This window comes from Bacillus sp. FJAT-27445 (genome assembly GCF_001510665.1).
Classification (GTDB): Bacteria; Bacillota; Bacilli; order Bacillales; family Cytobacillaceae; genus Bacillus_D.
This window is the reverse complement of sequence record NZ_LMTI01000005.1, coordinates 25,691-43,090: the sequence shown is the minus strand read 5'-3', so window position 1 is coordinate 43,090 and position 17,400 is coordinate 25,691. Positions and strand designations below refer to the sequence as shown.

Annotated in this window: 17 protein-coding genes; 3 read left to right on the top strand and 14 right to left on the bottom strand. The window is 44.8% G+C overall.

The annotated features are described in order from the left end of the window. Position 1: 1 nt before the first annotated feature. Positions 2-1,036 carry a HEAT repeat domain-containing protein gene (locus AR337_RS14850; protein ID WP_059172807.1) on the bottom strand — a complete coding sequence of 345 codons (1,035 nt, stop codon included), beginning with the start codon at positions 1,034-1,036 and terminating at the stop codon, positions 2-4. Further along, positions 1,036-2,640 carry a diguanylate cyclase gene (locus AR337_RS14845; protein WP_059172806.1) on the bottom strand — a complete coding sequence of 535 codons (1,605 nt, stop codon included), beginning with the start codon at positions 2,638-2,640 and terminating at the stop codon, positions 1,036-1,038. The genes AR337_RS14850 and AR337_RS14845 overlap by 1 nt, the downstream gene beginning before the upstream one ends. 250 nt (positions 2,641-2,890) lie before the next feature. Between AR337_RS14845 and AR337_RS14840 the strand changes: the two genes are divergently transcribed. Further along, entirely contained in the window at positions 2,891-3,505 is a 615-nt protein-coding gene (locus tag AR337_RS14840; RefSeq protein ID WP_059172805.1) for a DNA-3-methyladenine glycosylase, read from the top strand. 94 nt (positions 3,506-3,599) lie between these two features. On the opposite strand, the gene AR337_RS14835 is transcribed toward AR337_RS14840, so the two are convergent. The 4 genes from AR337_RS14835 to AR337_RS14820 all read right to left on the bottom strand — a co-directional run bounded on the left by AR337_RS14835 (position 3,600) and on the right by AR337_RS14820 (position 5,928). Then, positions 3,600-3,995, bottom strand: a complete 396-nt coding sequence (locus AR337_RS14835; RefSeq protein ID WP_059172804.1) for a cytidine deaminase — start codon at positions 3,993-3,995, stop codon at positions 3,600-3,602. Between the two features lie 20 nt (positions 3,996-4,015). Beyond that, positions 4,016-4,186, bottom strand: a complete 171-nt coding sequence (locus tag AR337_RS14830; RefSeq protein ID WP_059172803.1) for a XapX domain-containing protein — start codon at positions 4,184-4,186, stop codon at positions 4,016-4,018. 25 nt (positions 4,187-4,211) lie between these two features. Continuing rightward, positions 4,212-4,886: a deoxyribose-phosphate aldolase gene (gene deoC / locus AR337_RS14825; RefSeq protein WP_059172802.1), complete on the bottom strand. Its 675-nt coding sequence runs from the start codon at positions 4,884-4,886 to the stop codon at positions 4,212-4,214. A 91-nt stretch (positions 4,887-4,977) separates the two neighbouring features. After that, positions 4,978-5,928, bottom strand: a complete 951-nt coding sequence (locus AR337_RS14820; protein ID WP_059172801.1) for a sugar-binding transcriptional regulator — start codon at positions 5,926-5,928, stop codon at positions 4,978-4,980. 330 nt (positions 5,929-6,258) lie between these two features. Between AR337_RS14820 and AR337_RS14815 the strand changes: the two genes are divergently transcribed. After that, a complete protein-coding gene (locus AR337_RS14815) occupies positions 6,259-8,442 on the top strand; it encodes an MMPL family transporter (RefSeq protein ID WP_059172800.1) in 2,184 nt (727 codons plus the stop codon). A 211-nt stretch (positions 8,443-8,653) separates the two neighbouring features. On the opposite strand, the gene AR337_RS14810 is transcribed toward AR337_RS14815, so the two are convergent. The 7 genes from AR337_RS14810 to AR337_RS14775 form a co-directional block, all read right to left on the bottom strand. Beyond that, the gene (locus AR337_RS14810) at positions 8,654-8,995 is read right to left on the bottom strand and encodes a cupin domain-containing protein (protein ID WP_059172799.1); all 342 of its coding nucleotides are present in this window, start codon (positions 8,993-8,995) and stop codon (positions 8,654-8,656) included. Between the two features lie 171 nt (positions 8,996-9,166). Further along, the gene (locus AR337_RS14805; RefSeq protein ID WP_059172798.1) at positions 9,167-9,718 is read right to left on the bottom strand and encodes a 2-oxoacid:acceptor oxidoreductase family protein; all 552 of its coding nucleotides are present in this window, start codon (positions 9,716-9,718) and stop codon (positions 9,167-9,169) included. A 2-nt stretch (positions 9,719-9,720) separates the two neighbouring features. Then, positions 9,721-10,464 carry a thiamine pyrophosphate-dependent enzyme gene (locus AR337_RS14800; RefSeq protein ID WP_253701789.1) on the bottom strand — a complete coding sequence of 248 codons (744 nt, stop codon included), beginning with the start codon at positions 10,462-10,464 and terminating at the stop codon, positions 9,721-9,723. Continuing rightward, positions 10,461-11,525 (bottom strand): 3-methyl-2-oxobutanoate dehydrogenase subunit VorB, encoded by a 1,065-nt coding sequence (locus AR337_RS14795; protein WP_059172797.1) that lies wholly within the window; start codon positions 11,523-11,525, stop codon positions 10,461-10,463. Before AR337_RS14795 ends, AR337_RS14800 begins: the two co-directional genes overlap by 4 nt. A 58-nt stretch (positions 11,526-11,583) precedes the next feature. After that, entirely contained in the window at positions 11,584-11,814 is a 231-nt protein-coding gene (locus AR337_RS14790; RefSeq protein WP_253701786.1) for a 4Fe-4S binding protein, read from the bottom strand. 12 nt (positions 11,815-11,826) lie between these two features. Further along, on the bottom strand, positions 11,827-12,576 hold the full coding sequence (locus tag AR337_RS14785; protein WP_059172796.1) for an ATP-binding protein: 750 nt from the start codon (positions 12,574-12,576) through the stop codon (positions 11,827-11,829). Between the two features lie 515 nt (positions 12,577-13,091). Further along, positions 13,092-13,412 (bottom strand): hypothetical protein, encoded by a 321-nt coding sequence (locus tag AR337_RS14775; RefSeq protein WP_059172794.1) that lies wholly within the window; start codon positions 13,410-13,412, stop codon positions 13,092-13,094. A 253-nt stretch (positions 13,413-13,665) separates the two neighbouring features. On the opposite strand from AR337_RS14775, the gene AR337_RS14770 reads away from it, so the two are divergent. Then, entirely contained in the window at positions 13,666-14,925 is a 1,260-nt protein-coding gene (locus tag AR337_RS14770; RefSeq protein WP_059172793.1) for an ATP-binding protein, read from the top strand. Positions 14,926-15,038: 113 nt separating this feature from the next. Here the strand turns inward: AR337_RS14770 and AR337_RS14765 are convergent, their stop codons facing one another. Next, positions 15,039-17,213, bottom strand: coding sequence for an EAL domain-containing protein (locus tag AR337_RS14765; RefSeq protein ID WP_253701784.1), 2,175 nt, complete (start codon positions 17,211-17,213; stop codon positions 15,039-15,041). Between the last annotated feature and the right edge of the window lie 187 nt (positions 17,214-17,400).

The following is a 17,400-nucleotide window of genomic DNA, read 5'->3' as shown; positions in this document are numbered from 1 at the left end:
GTTAAACTCCTTTATTGATCCATTCGAGGGCCATATCCCTGGCGAACGGATCCTTTGTTGTATCAACAATTTCCTGGAGAATCGCACCTCCGCCTGGAAATTTTGAAAGCGCCTGACCTGCCTGGGAACGGACCCACCACGTACGGTCATGAATCAATTCTTTTAAGTTCGCTATTCCTTTTTCATCCCTCATTGAACCTATGAGTCTTGCAGCAAGCATCCGTTCTTCCCAGCTGCTGGAAGATGAGAGCGGCAGGTAATCATCAAGATTGCTCACATATCCAATCGATCCTATTGCCTTAAGCGCACGCAATCTTGTTTCCCCTCTATAGGATTGGAAGATGGATTCAAGAAACGATAAATATTTAATGTCTTTATTTACGCCAATCACATCCAGTAAAGCATTTTGCAGTTCTGCCCTTGCCTGATGGAAGCCAAGCGTGAATTGATCAAAATGCCCATCCTCCAGCCTGACAAGGATATTCCGGCATTCAAACTCTGATAGAAAGGAAAATTTCCTATTCAAATAGTCATAGAGGTTAATGAACTGGAAATTGGCAAGAATCCTTAAAATATGGATAAGTTCGTCGCGGGATGTGCGCTTTTTCCCAAGCATCTTAAAGAGGTCCTTGAGGAGGGTATCCATCTTAAAATCCTCTATATAATAGAGGGCATTCATTCTAGAACTCCATTTGCGGCTTTGCAGCCTGCTCCGGTAATAATCAGTGAGGTGAAGTCCTGCCCAATCGGCAAGGTTTTTCCGTTCTTCTCCCATCTCGAGGATTTCGGCATATTTCGCGAGTAGTTCTTCTACTGCTTTCTTCTCGGCATCTCTTCTTGGGACAAGCTTTCTTGTTATCGTACCTTCCGTGATGTACTCAAAAAGATACGGATTAAATCTTTCTTTATATTGCTCAATTTGTTTCCGATTTCTGTTCGCCATTGTTTTTCTCAAGGCGAGATAAAGCAAAAGCAGGAAAAGAGTGCTAATGAATACAGCTGTCAGTAAGGCTAATGCGTATAATTCAGCCGCCATTAATTCGGCCTCTGGATCAAAACTTTGATCCTTGCTTCCAGCTCGGTGATGCTAAAAGGTTTTGTAACATAATCATCCGCTCCAAGCTCCAATGCCCTGGCAATATCGTATTCATTTTTCCGGCCGGTTAACATAAGGACTTTTACCGGCACGCCCACGGCCTCTTTCCTTACCCTCTGGAGAACTTCAAGGCCATCCATCACCGGCATTACACCATCAAGAATTAGGAAGTGGTCACCTTTCATCCCAAGGCGGTTGGAATCCAAAAATTTGCGTCCATTTTCGAATACCTCAACATCCGTTTGGAAATTCGGGGCATCCATTCCTTTAATAATTTTTGAGAGCATGGACCTGATAATTGCATCGTCATCAATGACAGAGATATGAAGTGGTTTTTTATATACCTCTCCGATTTTCTCGTCGGATGTTACTACTTGAGCCCTGCCATTTGCTTTTGCTGAATACAATGACCGGTCTGCTTCGCCTATGGCTTCCTCCAGTGTTGTCGCTTCACTGTTGATTAAGAAGAGGCCGGCCGAAAAAGTAACCGAAAACGATTTGCCTTTTTCTGAAAACACGAGTTTCTTCATTCCTTCAAGCAGCCTGTTCAGGATGGATTCTGCTTCCTTGATACTAGTTCCCGAAAAGACTATTGCAAACTCCTCGCCTCCCAGCCTGAAAACGCTGTCCGTTCCCCTTGTCTTTTCCTTTATAAATGCAGCAAATGAGGAGAGTACCTGGTCTCCCGCCAAATGGCCAAACTCATCATTAATTTCTTTAAAATGGTCAAGATCCAATACAGCAAGGCAAAACTCTTTTTTTGTTCTGGAAAGAGCCGCCAGGTTTCTTTTAAAAGTATCCTTCAGAAACTTCCGATTATATAATCCTGTCAATTCATCCAATAAGGCGGACTGGTCAAACAGTGCTTTTCTATCAAGCAGGCGGCCGACCCTGGCAATAAGTTCTTCCATCTCAAACGGCATTTCAATAAAATCATCAGCCCCGCGTTTGTAGGCATCCATTCTTTCCTTCCATCTGCCTCCATGGCCAATCACGACTTTAGGAATAAAGTGCTTTGAGTGATGCTTTTCAAGTTCATCCAGGATAGCAAGTCCCATCGATTCCCTGTTATCAATAATGATAAGGTCCGGCCTAAGGTCGTATTTGCTCCTAAGCGCTTTTTCCAAGGCAGTATAAGGCATGACAATCCAACCGTTTTTCTCAAGAGCCTCTTTAGCTAGAACAATTCTCGAAACATCGGCGCTAATAATCTGGATAACCGGTAGATGTTCCCGAGACTCGCTATTTTTCAGACGGGAGTCATTCTCATATTCATAGGTATGGCTGATGAGCCCGTTTAAAAAAGTTTTCAAATCGTCAGGTTTCCATTGCCGTTTACTGTTTTCACTGATTTGCGCCATCAAGTCTTCAGCGATGTCCGATAAAGCTTCAAGCCCGACCGAACCGGCAGTTCCTTTAATTGAATGAAGGAAACGAAAAAGTTCATTTTCATTTGGCAGGGATGCTTCATGTACGTCGAACCAGTCCGACAATTGATTCTTTACCTTATTCAAAAGTAGTTTTTCAAATTTCTTCATATCCATTCTTACCAACTCCAACATGTCCCATTTTAGGGATTTCTCCCGATTATTGTCATTATTTAGTTAAGTATTTGCACTTCCTAGTTTAGTAGTTATACAGCTTGGAAACAACTGCATAACGAAGGATATTTTTAGAACAAAAGACATTTTGTGAAAGGGTTTTGTACCTTTGGATTCATTTCCCTGTTTTTTTTGATTAAAATCCTCCAAGTAAGGGAAGTGTTATGAAAGCATCATTAATTTGGAGGTTCCTATGGAAATAAGCAACGATGGAGTGGATATTTCGGGATTCAAGGCGCTTGGCCAGGAATTTTTCGAGATGCCGACCCTGTTATTGGCCCGTTCCCTGCTAGGCTGCGTGTTGGCAAAAGAAACAAGCGAAGGACTGGCAGCCGGATATATTGTTGAAACTGAAGCTTACATTGGCCCCGGCGACAGGGCGGCACACAGTTATATGAACCGAAGGACAAAGCGGACAGAAATTATGTTCGGTGAATCAGGCAGAGTATATACCTATGTCATGCATACCCACTGCCTTGTCAATGTTGTCAGTGGGGGTGAAGGCAATCCTGAAGCGGTACTCATAAGGGCAGTAGAGCCGGTTTACGGAGAGTCCCTAATGCATGAACGGAGAGGAGTGGCTGAAACCGTCAAATTGACTAGCGGGCCGGGGAAGCTTACAAAGGCGCTGGGAATTTCAATGGATGATTACGGAAAAAAATTTACTGAACCGCCTCTTTTCATATCAAAGGGCCGCATTACCGAATCCATTTCGGAGGGACCCAGAATAGGAATCGGAAATTCCGGCGAAGCAAGGGAGTATCCTTGGCGCTTCTGGATAACAGGGAATCCTTACGTATCAAAATAGTCCATTAAAAAAAGAGCTGGCTAATGGCCGGCTCTAATTATTTGCCTATTTATTTTTGCATAAGAAATTGCCTAGTGTAATCGAAAATGAGCTCTTAGGTCAAATCTTTAGCCAAAAAAGCCCCTGGTAAAATATCCTCCGAACGAACATGTAAAATATCTCCCTTTAAATTTGTAAGGATAATATCAATGTCCGGACCGCATAACTCGGCTATTACCTGGCGGCAGGCTCCGCATGGTGAGCAAGGCCTGTCGGTATCGGCAACAACAGCGATTGCTTTGAATTCTGTAACACCGTCGGAAACCGCTTTAAAAATTGCGGTCCGTTCGGCGCAGTTTGTCATCGGATAAGCAGCATTTTCAATGTTGCAGCCACGGAATACCTGCCCATCCTTGGACAATAAGGCGGCTCCGACGGCAAATTTTGAATAAGGGACATACGCAAGCTCCCTTGCCTTTATAGCTTCTTGAATTAACTCCTTTTCATTCATCCTGTTCACTCCCCGTATGCTTAACTATGGAAAAATCTTAGTAGCCATTCATAGACGACACCGCCGAAGTATACCCCGAATACACCTACCACAGCGGAAAACACCGGCGGCGCAGGCAGTGGAAGCTTGATAAATTTAAACACGATTCCAACTGCCATCCCTCCGGCCAATGCTAAAAGAACTTCCTTCATTTTATTCCCTCATTATTTTGTCAAGTTAGTAAGCACTGTCGGATGTTTCGCCTTTTACAATGGCCACGCCTGAGCTGGCCCCAATCCGTGTTGCTCCCGCTTCAATCAGCATAAGCGCGTCTTCGCGGCTTCTTACGCCTCCGGATGCTTTTACGCCAAGTTCCGGGCCAACAGCTTCACGCATCAGCTTGATATCCGCGGAGGTTGCTCCGCCTGTTGAAAATCCAGTCGAGGTTTTTACAAAATCCGCCCCTGCATTAACCGCAAGTTCACAAGCCTTCACTTTTTCTTCATCTGTTAAAAGCGCTGTTTCAATGATGACTTTGGTCAGTGCTTTTCCTTTTGCGGCGTCTACTACCGCGCGGATGTCCCGCTCGACCAATTCGTAGTCTCCGTCCTTCAACGCACCGATATTGATTACCATATCAACCTCACCGGCACCATTTTCAATCGCATTTTTTGTTTCAAAGGCTTTCGTTTCAGGCGTATTCGCGCCTAGCGGGAAACCGATGACTGTGCATACCTTCACCTCTGGTGCTTCAGCGAGCAGTTCTGCCGCTTTCTTCACCCATGTTGGGTTTACACAGACCGAAGCGAATTTAAATTCCTTTGCTTCTTCGGCAAGCTTTGTGATTTCCGCATTCGTCGCGTTTGCCTTTAATAATGTATGATCAATCATGCCTGCAATTTTTTGAGACATTCTAATACCTCCTTTTTCTTCACTTTAACTATAACAAAAATCAAGAACATTTGTAAAATCAATTTTGAACAAATGTAAAACTTATCAATAACTATACTTCTTCTGATTTTTCAAGCAGAAGTTGGGCAGTAAAATGGTCGGTAACCAGTATATTTGCATAATTGCCTTTCAATGCCCCATAAATTCCCTCCACCTTATTCTGCCCGCCGGCGACCAGGATGGAATGTTCCTTTTTTTTCAGCTCGCCAAGATCAATCCCTAGCGTCCGGTCATTCAGACTTTCATTGCAAATAGCCCCATCCTTATCAAAAAAACGCGAGCATATATCCCCTGCAGCCTTTCCATACAAGGAGTCCAAATCGCTCTGTGAAAAGTAACCCAGCTGGAACAGGAGAGATTCCTCCCTTACCGGGCCAATCGTAAACAAGGCGATATTGGCCTGTTTGCCAAGATCAAGAATCCGTTTAATATGCCTGTCAGCCTCCATTGCCTGCTTCACCACCGGGTGGTCAACAATCGCGGGAAGCGGAAGATGATGAGGAGCGGTATTAAACGCTTTCCCGAACAAGTAAAGGGTTTCGGATGCGTATGTATTCGTTTCCGAATGGCTTACCCCGCCCTTAAGCTGGACAACCTTCACATTGTTGACAGCTATTTGCTTTAATTCAACGGCAACATGGTATATGGTTGTCCCCCATGTGACTCCGATAATATCGCCATCCTTGACAATATCATGTAGATAAGCCGCAGCCGCTTCCCCCAGGAAAGTCTTTATTATCGTTCCCTCGTACTGGGGAATAGAAACAACAATCGCTCTTTTCAGGCCGAATTTTTTCTCAAGGGAGTCAGCCAGGCTTTCGACATTTTCCATTGGATCCTTTATCGTTATTTGGACAATGCCTTCCGACTTTGCAGCCTGTAAAAGCCTTGAGACTGTTGGCCTGGAAACACCTAGCACTTTTGCGATATCATGTTGATTGTAATCAAGAAGATAATAAAGCTTGGCCGCTTCGATTATTTTGGACAATTTGTCTTTTTCCATATACCTCACCTGCATCCTGTATCATGGCTCTACCCCACACTTTAGTGACAGTAAGCCCTAAAGGGCAACTGTCACTAAAGGTCCGATTGGTTCACCTAATCCTCAGTGGGAAAGAAGACCCCACTGAGGAAAGGTTCACTTTATTTTACCAAAAAAACAATCAATTGACAGAGGGACTGTATCTTTTAAGGATTTTGAAGACTGTGGAAATGGGTAAAGGATTGGGCGGAAATCTTTACGATTTTAGGAAAAATAGCAAAAACCTATCTTAATGCAATTGGAATTATGACAAAATGGAGGTATTGGGTAAGAGAATGAGGAGGTAAGGCTGTGAGGCGTCTTGGAAGGTTTGCAGACAAATATAAATATTTGGTGTTGGCGGTCTGGGTGGCGGCAATTGTTACTTTGGCGGTTTTCGCGTTTAAGCTGCCATCGGTCTTAAGCGGCAACGGCTTTGAATACGACGGTAAATATAATGAGACAAGGGATATACTTGAAAAAGATTTCGGCCAGCCTGAATCGACCATTATCCTCCTTTTTGAAAAAGATAAGGGTGTGACGGATGAAAATTGGCATTCTTATATTGAAGAAACGTTTACAAGGCTTGAGAAATATAAGCCGGCATCAGGGCTGATATCTCCTTTTAATCTGGATGGCATGATGAAAGGGAAGTATGCTTATGGCGTAATAACGTTTGACAGGGATGCTGGGAGCCTTGCGGATGAAATCCGTGAGCTGGAACCATATCTGAAGGACAAAAAAGGGTTAAGTGTAAGTATGACGGGGGAGCCGGTTATCGTAAGGGACCTAAATGAAGCGAGCCAAAAGGACTTGGCCCGGGCTGAAATGATTGGCCTGCCAATCGCCCTCATTGTCCTGGTCCTAGCATTCGGCGGGCTGGTCGCAGCATCGGTCCCATTGATAATTGGTATCGTTTCTATTCTGATGACGATGGGAATCGTCTATTTCTTCAGCCATACCACAAATTTATCAATCTTTATATTAAATATTGTCCCGATGATTGGGCTTGCACTAAGCATCGATTTTGCCCTGCTAATCATTAACCGCTACAAGGAAGAGCTGCAGACCAAATCAGTTGCGGAAAGCATCGAAGTGACTGTAGCCACAGCTGGCAGATCAATCGTATTTTCTGCCTTTTGCGTCTTTATCGGGCTTTCTGGACTGCTATTCATCCAGATAGATATTTTCCAAAACGTTGCCCTTGGCGGAATGATTGTCGTTTTTGTTTCCGCACTATGCGCAATCACGTTCCTGCCGGCTTTTCTTTCCCTCCTTGGCGAGAGAATCAATAAATTTACAGTCATTAAACCTCGAAATAAGACAAAAAGCGGCTGGCATTCGTTCGCCAAAACTGTGATGAAGCATCCGGTTATCATGATGCTCGCCGCATTCTCCATTTTGCTGGCGGGAATCATTCCAGCAAAGGATATGCATCTAACCATACCTGGTACCGATTCGCTGCCTAAAAAATACGAATCCCGGGTTGCCTACGAGACTTTCCGAAAAGAGTTCCAGCCTGAGGGAAAGCGTGATTACCAAAAAATCACCGTCGTTTTGGAATCGGACAGCAGAATGGACGAAGAAAAAAACCTCGATACAGCAAGCGAGGCCATTGCCAAGTTTGAAAACAGCAAATCCGTGGATTCAATCGAATCGTTCTTTACGGCAGTGGGAATAGCCAATGGCAAGGAGTATAGCCAGCTAAAGATGGTGTCCGCTGAAGATCCAAGCAGACAAGCACTGCTTTCAAAAGTAAAGGAGCATTATATTAAAGGAGATAAAATGCTGGTAAATGTTTATTTGAAAACAGGCGAGCATTCGGATAAGGCACGTGAGTGGGTAAGAGACTGGTCTGAAAAGGATTATGGCATGAAGGCATATTTCGGAGGCCAAATAAAATTCCAACAGGAAATTTTTGATGAAATTTACAAAAAAGCACCGTACGGTTTGATTTTAATTTTCATTTCCACCTTCATCATCCTTATGCTGGCATTCCGATCGGTACTAATACCGATTAAAGCGATTTTGATGAATATGCTTAGTCTAGGAGCCACCTTCGGGATTGTCGTATATATTTTCCAGGAGGGCCATTTTGGGGCGGACCCGGCCGACATTGCCCTGATTTTGCCGGTGTTTGTTTTCTCGCTCGTTTTTGGATTGTCGATGGACTACGAGGTCTTCCTGATTTCCCGTATCCAGGAGTACTACCTGGAAACCGGCGACAACAGCAAGGCGACAATCCTTGGCCTCACAACAACAAGCAAAATTATTACTTCTGCCGCAGCTATCATGATTGTCGTTACCGGCGCTTTTGCATTTACTGGCGTCATGCCGGTAAAACAACTTGGAGTCGGGATTGCGATTGCGATCTTTATTGATGCCACCCTTATCCGGATGGTATTGGTCCCATCGCTAATGAAACTGCTCGGCGACTGGAATTGGTGGTTCTTCGGAAAAGGGAGGAAAAAGGCAGCGCTTGGCGACAGGGAATAGGGGCTTTAAAATATATTTTTGAGACAGAACAGCACAGGCGGTCCGCTTTCCGGGCCGCCTGTGGTTTTTACGGGGATTGGTCCCGTTTTCTGGTTTGACCGAATCACTGCCCGTTTTGACCGAATCAGCATCTTTTCGTTCGACTTAGTGAATAAAACATCGCAAAAACCAAAGTGCCTGGCCCCATCACAAGGGCCAGGCACTTTCCTCATTAAATATCCTTTGCATACTCGGGTGACGGAACTTTGGTCAAAACCACATACAGGCTGACTGGCTCACTGCCGTTGTTGGCGAATGCGAGTGTTTCTTCTCCGCTGCAATGGACCACATCATTTGCGGCAGTCTGCAGTTCCTCCCCATCAATCATGAATGTTCCTGAACCGCCCAAAACCAGCAGGAACACTTCCGTTCCGGGATGCTTATGGGGTGGCAGCTGCTGTCCTGGAGTAAAGTTCAGAACAAAAGCGGTGCTTTCACCTTTTTTAAAAACTACCCTCTTTGTAAACTTTTCACTGTTGTACTCCATATATGCAGAAAGTGAATGTTTTTCCATTCCAAAACGCCTCCTAAAAATTTTGTCCTTCTGTTTCAATCATAAATGAAAATGATTTTCAATTAAGTGAAGTGTATCACGCTTTCAGGAAAATAACCTAGCAATTACTTCAAAACAACAATAAAACGCAAAAAGGCCGGAGCAACTATAGACAGCCCCGGCACTCTATTATTAACTCATGGAAGCTTCCTTGACAATTGCGGCGCCCTTCGCAAGGGCCAGCCTGTTCAGGTCGATTAAATGGTGTTTATCAGAGGATAAAACTTTTTTCAGCGATTCAATTAGCGAATTGTAGTCAAGGATTCCAGTCGATTCGATAAACGCCCCTAGCAAGACCATGTTTGCAACCCTGCCATTTCCCAGGTCGTTTGCAATTCCGGTCGCGTCAATTTCAATCGTCCGTATGTCATTGCGGGCCGACTTGACTGTGACAAGCGAGCTATTGGTAATCAGAACCCCGCCCTGCCTTACCTTCGACTCAAACTTTTCAAACGAAGGATTGTTTAAGACGATTGCCGCTGACGGTGAACTGACCAACGGCGATCCCACTGGTTCCCCACTTATCACGACAGCGCAGTTTGCAGTCCCGCCTCGTTGTTCGGGCCCGTAAGAAGGGAGCCAGGAAACATTTTTCCCTTCATGCAAACCGGCATAGGCTAGCAACTGTCCCATAGACATGATTCCTTGCCCGCCAAAGCCTGCGATGATGATTTCTTCAAGCATCCTTAATTCCCCCCTTTGTAAATACCAAGAGGGTAAACCGGAACCATGCTATCCCTTACCCAATCTAGCGATTCATGCGGGTCAAGGCCCCAGTTGGTCGGGCATGTTGACAGGACTTCCACCATGGAAAAGCCGAGACCTTTCTTCTGCGTCTCAAAAGCGCGCCGGATTGCTTTTTTTGCTTTGATTATGTTCGGGACATCATGGGAGGATACCCGTTCAATATAAGCCGCCCCGTCCAATGTTGAAATCATTTCGCTTACCCGGATTGGCGATCCTTGCAGGCGCGGATCCCGTCCAAATGGGCTTGTTGCGGTCTTCTGGCCAATTAAGGTCGTTGGTGCCATTTGCCCGCCAGTCATTCCGTATATGGCATTATTCACAAAAATCACTGTAATATTCTCGCCACGGGCCGCAGCGTGGATCACTTCGCTGATTCCGATTGAGGCAAGGTCGCCATCTCCTTGGTAAGTAAAGACAAACCGGTCGGGCAGTACTCTCTTAATGCCAGTTGCAACTGCGGGTGCTCGGCCGTGCGCAGCCTGGGTCATATCACAATTGAAATATTCATAGGACAGTACGGAGCAGCCAACGGAAGCAACCCCCACCGTATCCTCAAGAATATCCATTTCCTCAAGCACTTCCCCGACCATCCTGTGGATAATTCCGTGGGTACAGCCAGGGCAGTAATGGGTCGGGTTTTCAGTCAGCCCCGTTGTCTTTTCAAAAACAGTCTTCATGCTCATACAGACACCCTCCCCGCCATTTCAAAGATCTTGCCGAAAATCTCTTCCTGGGTTGGCACTACCCCGCCATTTCGGCCATAAAACTCGACAGGCGCACGCCCTTCCACTGCAAGGCGAACGTCCTCAACCATCTGCCCGGCACTCATTTCAACGGACAGGTAGGTTTTAACTCGGTCCCTTGTTTCATGAAAAGGCTGAACGGGGAATGGCCATAGGGAAATCGGGCGAATCATGCCAACCTTGATTCCCTCCTGGCGCGCCCTGTTAATCGCATTCACCGCAATTCGGGCCACCGTTCCAAAGGCTGTCACGATAAATTCAGCATCATCTGTTAAATAGGTCTCGTAACGCACTTCATTTTCCCTAATTTCATCAAACTTTTTTTGCAGCCTGATATTACGTGCTTCAAGCGCATCCGCATCGAGGTCAAGCGAAGATATCACCCTTCGGTTCCCATCCCCGCGGGTGCCAGTCGTTGCCCACTCCTTAGGGACTGCAGCCCTCTCCTTACGCTCGCCAAATTCAACAGGCTCCATCATTTGTCCAAGCATTCCATCACCAAGCACAATCACCGGGGTCCGGTACCGATCTGCTATATTGAATGCATCCTGTGTTAAATCAACAATTTCCTGAAGGCTTGAAGGAGCTAAGACAGGGGTATAATAATCCCCGTGCCCTCCGCCCTTCGTTACTTGGAAATAATCCGATTGAGCGGGCTGGATATTCCCTAGACCCGGGCCTCCACGGACAACATTCACTATAACTGCTGGAAGCTCCGCCCCGACAAGATAAGAAATCCCTTCTTGCTTGAGGCTGAATCCCGGGCTCGAGGAGGACGTCATTACCCTGACACCTGTTCCCGCCGCTCCGTATACCATATTGATGGCTGCTACTTCACTTTCTGCCTGGAGGAACACCCCGCCTACTTCGGGCAGCCTTCTTGCCATATAAGCCACAAGTTCGCTTTGCGGCGTAATCGGATAGCCAAAGAAATACTTGCAGCCGGCATGGACCGCTGCCTCCGCAATGACTTCATTCCCTTTCATCAACACTTTTGCCATTGTCTTTCCCCTTTCCTGGCCGATAGGAAATTGTTTATCGCAACTCTATCAATCTATCCTATACGGTCTGCTTCTTTTTCTCGGGACGGTATACCGTAATGACTCCATCTGGGCAAATCTGTCCGCATTTCGCACAGCTGATGCATTTTTCCTGCTCGGTTACGGTTGCGGGACGGTAACCTTTTCCATTCAGGTAATCTGCCAGAAAGATGACATTTACAGGACATACCTGTACGCAAAGGCTGCAAGATTTGCAAAACATTTCATTAAATACAACTCGTTGTTCCACCTTTTCTCCTCCTCATTCCCATGGCAATTTCATAAAGCGGTCGATGACGAATAGATCTTCCCTTCCTGCAAAGCTGGACATGTCCTCCAGTTGCCTTGAAACTGCTGTAGCCAGAACAGGAATATCGAGTGATCGCGCAACCTTTCCTGAAAGGATATCCCCTTTTAAAATATCTTCAGGTGCTGTCGCTCCGCCAAGGTTCGTATTGTTAATAATTCCGCTTACACGGAGCCTAGCCGCTTTTTCAATTCCTTTTATCGCATCAATGGCCCCATCCTCGGTGCTCACATAGGGGCGGTTCGCGTTCAAAACAAACAGCATCGTTGCCCCTATATCCTTCCACTCGTGGTAATACTGGCCAAGAACGGTTGCCCCGTCTTTTTCTCCACCCGCATCAATGATGACCCGATAGGAAGGGTCATGAATTACTCTGTATATTTCACCTGAAACCACTGGGAGATCGGATGATGCCAGCCTTGCAGACGGGCCAATCAGTTCGATGCCATTCTCTGTTAATATTCCTGAAACATCTCTGGACCGGAAATATGGATTTATTACATCCAAATCAGCAATCGCGACCTTTTCATGTACCTTCCGTTCCCGGAGGGCCAAATTGAGGGCAAGCTCTGTCTTTCCGCTTCCAAAATGCCCCGCCAGAATGGTAATCCTAGTATCAATCCTCATTGCTGTCCCAACTCTCTTCCATTTGTAAACGCTTACATATTTTCTTCCGGTAATCCAGTCAATGCCATTATAAATCACTGCAACTCCTTCTGGCTTTGACCTTTGTCACACCTGATAAGTAGAGCGTAAGCCGACCGCCATAACTCAGTGAGTGATTCGTCCTAATCGTAATAGTTTTCGATATCTGCATTGAAATTTTCGATATCCACCCAAAATTTTTCGATATATCTTTAAAATTTTCGATAAAGGAACGAAAAATCTCGATATATTTCCTAGTATCCTAAAACAGCTCATTTGGAAGTTTTAGATGAACTGAATATGATCAATGATGGCCAAAGTGAAATCGAAACCGGAAATTTCCCTAAAAAACATTCTAATCCCGTTTTCCTAAAAAAAAAAGCGGTCCTTTATTGGAATAAGAACCGCTTTGCATTCATTCAACCCGTCCATATTACAGCATGGGCTGTCGTTCTTTTCCTTCCGGCACTGCCAGCAGTTTTCAATTTCCTCTTCGATGGCTGCAAGCAATTCCATGTTTTCTTTTTTCAACAACGATGTGTTTTAGAGCACGGAAGCTGGTACACGGCTATTTTTTAGCTCATGAATGACAGAATGACTTTTTGCGGAATATCAAATGAAGTTTCAGATTTTTTCCTCAACTGGCCGCATGAAGGCATTTCATAAGAAAATTCTGCAACCTTTTCGGGGATAACCCCTTCCTCTTTTAGCTTGTCAAACACACGCTGCATGGCATCATCTGTCGGTATTTTTTCATCTGTGCCAGTCTCTTGGAAACAATCCACACAGGTTTCAACGATGTTTTCATCAATCCGCTCCTGCGCGAAGACAAGCCTGCCGCCAGCCATATTCTCTACTTCCCTATTTTCAAGTTCAATGATCGTGGTAATATTCATTTTCTTCCACCTCCGTATTGTATAGGTCCATTATAAAAAAAACTCCACCATGTTGTTTTCCTTTCATCAGAAATTCGAATAATCTTCATATGTTTGTGGCGAATTTCTGTCAGTTTTGTGGAAAACACCCAAAATGCTCCATTACCACATTGTTTTCCACTATTATTAGTGTAACGATGATATTAAATTCCTAAAGAAATTTTCCTATACCCTTTATAGAGCAATAAGTCTGTAAAGAAATGGAGGCCGAATTATGCATCAAGTCGTTAAAGATTTGCTCTTAAACGTATTTTTTATTAGCCTTCTTCCCCTTTTGCTTGTGAGCACTTGGGAAGATAAACTGAATTTATCAAAAAACCGGTTGAATTTATTATTGGCGAACCTAATTGCGGCCGGATCCGCCATTCTATGCATGACGTTTCCCGTGAATTTTTCCGTTGGATTCATTTTTGATTTAAGGCAGATTCCCATCATTTTCGCATGCCTCTATCTTGGATATAGAAATAGCCTGCTTCTCGTTGTCCTTACACTTGGTTACCGATTCCTAATGGGTGGTGAAGGTTTTTATATTTACCTGATCACACAGACTGCCATTTTCCTTATTGTTCCTTTATTCAGGCCAAGTTTTTTCAAACAAGCATTCTCAACCAGGCTGCTCATCGTTTCAGGATTTTCGATTTTCTTTTCCACCATGGCGCTCGCCTTGTCAAAGTCAATGGCAAGTGTCCCGCTCACGTACGGGGAATTCGCCTATGTATTTGTAGCAATGCAGCTGTTAGGCATTCTAATAACTGCAGTAATTCTTGAGTATATCAAGAAGAATATTAATATAAGAGATGAACTGGTCAAAGCAGCAAAAATGCAGATGATCGGTGAAATGGCTGCCAGCGTGTCACACGAAATCCGGAATCCCCTTACTGTTTCCAGGGGGTTCATCCAGCTCCTCAAGGAATCTGGAACTGACTCAGAGGATAGGGAAAACTATATAAACCTTGCTCTTCAGGAGATAGACAGTGCAAAGGATATCATTGACGAGTACCTTATCCTTGCGAATCCATATCCGAATGCCCCGGAAGAGGTGGCCTTAAAGGATGAAATCTACTGGGTGGAAGATATTCTCCAATCGTATTCAACCATGCACAATGTCCAAATCAAAATTAACGCACCCGAAGAAGCCGTCTTATTGTGCGAGAGAAAGAAAATTCGCCAGGTTTTGGTCAATCTCGGAAAAAATGCAATCGAAGCCATGCCTGAAGGAGGCGTATTAATTATTGAAATGGCAAATAAGAATGGAAATGTTGAAATCACCTTCCTTGATAATGGCACAGGCATGGATACGGACCAACTATCGCGGTTAGGCGAACCCTATTTTACAACAAAATCAATGGGGACCGGTCTTGGCTTAATGGTCGTCTGGAGGATTGTCCAGTCCCTGGGAGGAAAAATTGAAGTCTCCAGTAAACCCGCTGAAGGCACGGATATTAAAATTTTCCTTCCTACCATTCCAGTTTAAGCGTTTAGGATTCCCAGTAATGTAAGTGCCCCGGTGAAAAGAAGTTATTTCACGAAAAAAGCATACTAAATGTAGAAGGAAGGCCTCGGGTTCAACGGAGCCTTCCTCCTTTTTCAAACAAGCAATTGGCTTTTTTTTATAAAAGAAAGTGCCGTTTCTGCTTCCAGAGGCCTGCTAATATAATAGCCCTGTGCATAATTGCAGGTACTGCCCTCCAGGAAAGCAAGCTGCTCGAACGTTTCGACCCCTTCAGCCACCACCTTTAGCTTAAGGCTATTTGCAAGATTTATGACAGCTAAGGCAATTGATTCATCTGTATTATGGCAAGTTAAATCCATAATAAAGGACCTGTCAATTTTTAGAACATCAATTGGAAAATACTTCAAATAACTCAAGGAAGAAAAGCCTGTGCCAAAATCGTCTATGGCGATTGTTACCCCCAGCGCCTTAAGGTTGCACAGTACTTTTGCAGCCTTTTCAGGTTCATGCATGACTGTTCCTTCGGTTAGTTCCAGTTCAAGAGCATGGGCTGGTAGGCCGGTTTCCTCGAGAATGCCGGCAATCAGCTTTTCAAGATTTTGTTTCCGAAACTGCAGCGGGGATAGATTAACGCTGATAGAAAGATGGCCATACCCTAGATCATGCCACTCCTTGCACTGCCTGCATGCCTCCCGGAGAACCCACTCCCCTAACGGAACAATCAGCCCCGTCTCCTCGGCAACATCGATGAACTCTCCAGGATAAAGAATTTTACCTTCCCGGTTCCAGCGGACTAGCGCCTCAAATCCATCCATTTCATTTGTTTTCAGGTTATGCTTGGGCTGGTAATGAAGCAGGAAGCTACTCGTTTCAAGGGCCTGCCGCAGCCTGATTTCTTTTTCCATTCTTTCCATTGCCCTAGTATCCATTGACTTATCATACAACCGGTAGCAATTTCGACCATTCTCCTTCGATTCATACATGGCAAGGTCCGCATTCCTGAGGAGCATATTTATTTCGCTGCCATCCCTCGGACTTATGCTAATCCCGATACTTGTCGTGATCAGGATTTTACGCCCGTTGATGGAAAAGGGCTGTGCCATGATTTGATTGATTTTTTCACTCGCGACAATCGTTTCCTCATTGCTGTTCAGTTCAGGCATTAGCACGACAAATTCATCCCCCCCGAATCTGGCGACAATATTGCCCTGGCAGCAAACCGAGTGAAGCCTGCCGGCGACTTCCTGGAGCAGCTTATCGCCCGCGTGGTGGCCCATGCTGTCATTGATTACTTTAAAATGATCCAAATCAAGAAGAAGGAGTCCAAGTTTTTTCTGTTTCAGGCCCCTGAAGTATTCTTTTAAAAAAGATTGGATGTACCATCTGTTTGGCAGGCCTGTTAAAGCATCATGATAGGCCATATGCTGGATGGCCTCCTGGGATTTTTTCAGGTCCCTGATATCCCTGCAAAGGGCAAGGAAGTTTTGTTCCTCACCGATACGGATTAGACGGAAATTAATATCCACCGGGATTTCTCTTCCGTCACTTGCCGCCATTCTATCCTCAAAATGGCAGGAAAAATGACTACCCGCTTTGTCCAGGAGCTCCTCCATCTTTTCAGGAAGGATTCCAAAGATATGGCGGACATTCATAGCAAGCATCTTATCCATACCATAACCCAGCAATTCAATGGCCGCGGCGTTAATATTAATGAATTGACCGCTTAGACCGATTAGGAAAAAGCTGTCTGCTGCCTGGTCTACCACATTTCTGAATTTTTCCTCGCTCTCCCGCAGCTTTTGTTCCGCATTGACCCTATCGGTAATGTCGAGTCCGAATCCCAATAAGAAATCCTCATTCTCTGTTTGGATGATCGTTTTTCCGGTATACATGACCCTTTCCTCGCCTTGGAAACCAACCGGAACCTCCTTTGATATCAGTTTCCTCTGCCTCCAAACCTCGAGGTCATCCTTCCTGTTGATTTCCGCTATATGCTTTGGAAAAAAATCAAAGACCGTTTTTCCATTCAGTTCCTCGGGTTGCATATTATGGACTCTCAAAACTTCCGCATTCGCGAACAGCGTCCTGCCTTCCCTGTCTTCCAAAAATATATTAAGAGGCAGGGAATTAAGAATATTAAGCTTCATTGACTCGCTTATCCGCAGTTTTTTGGCAAGTTCTTTTTCTTTTCGCTCCAATTCATTCACGCGCTTAAGCAAGCCATGATATTCCGCCTTGATTTTTTCAATCGTCTCCATCCCGTATCCATCCAGTCCGTAGCCCTTTTGCGCTGACTTGTTTTTTCTCATAAGTATCCGCTCTACTAATCTTCATTGAATTGCTAAAACGAAGAAGTGCAGTCCGTTTGTATGCCCATTAGAATGCATGCAACTATCTAAATCCATACCAACATTTTATAATGGCGGTAATTGGTATAGCTTGATGTTTACAAAAAATTCATAAAAATTTCGGTTTATTCATGTCAAAATTTCTAAC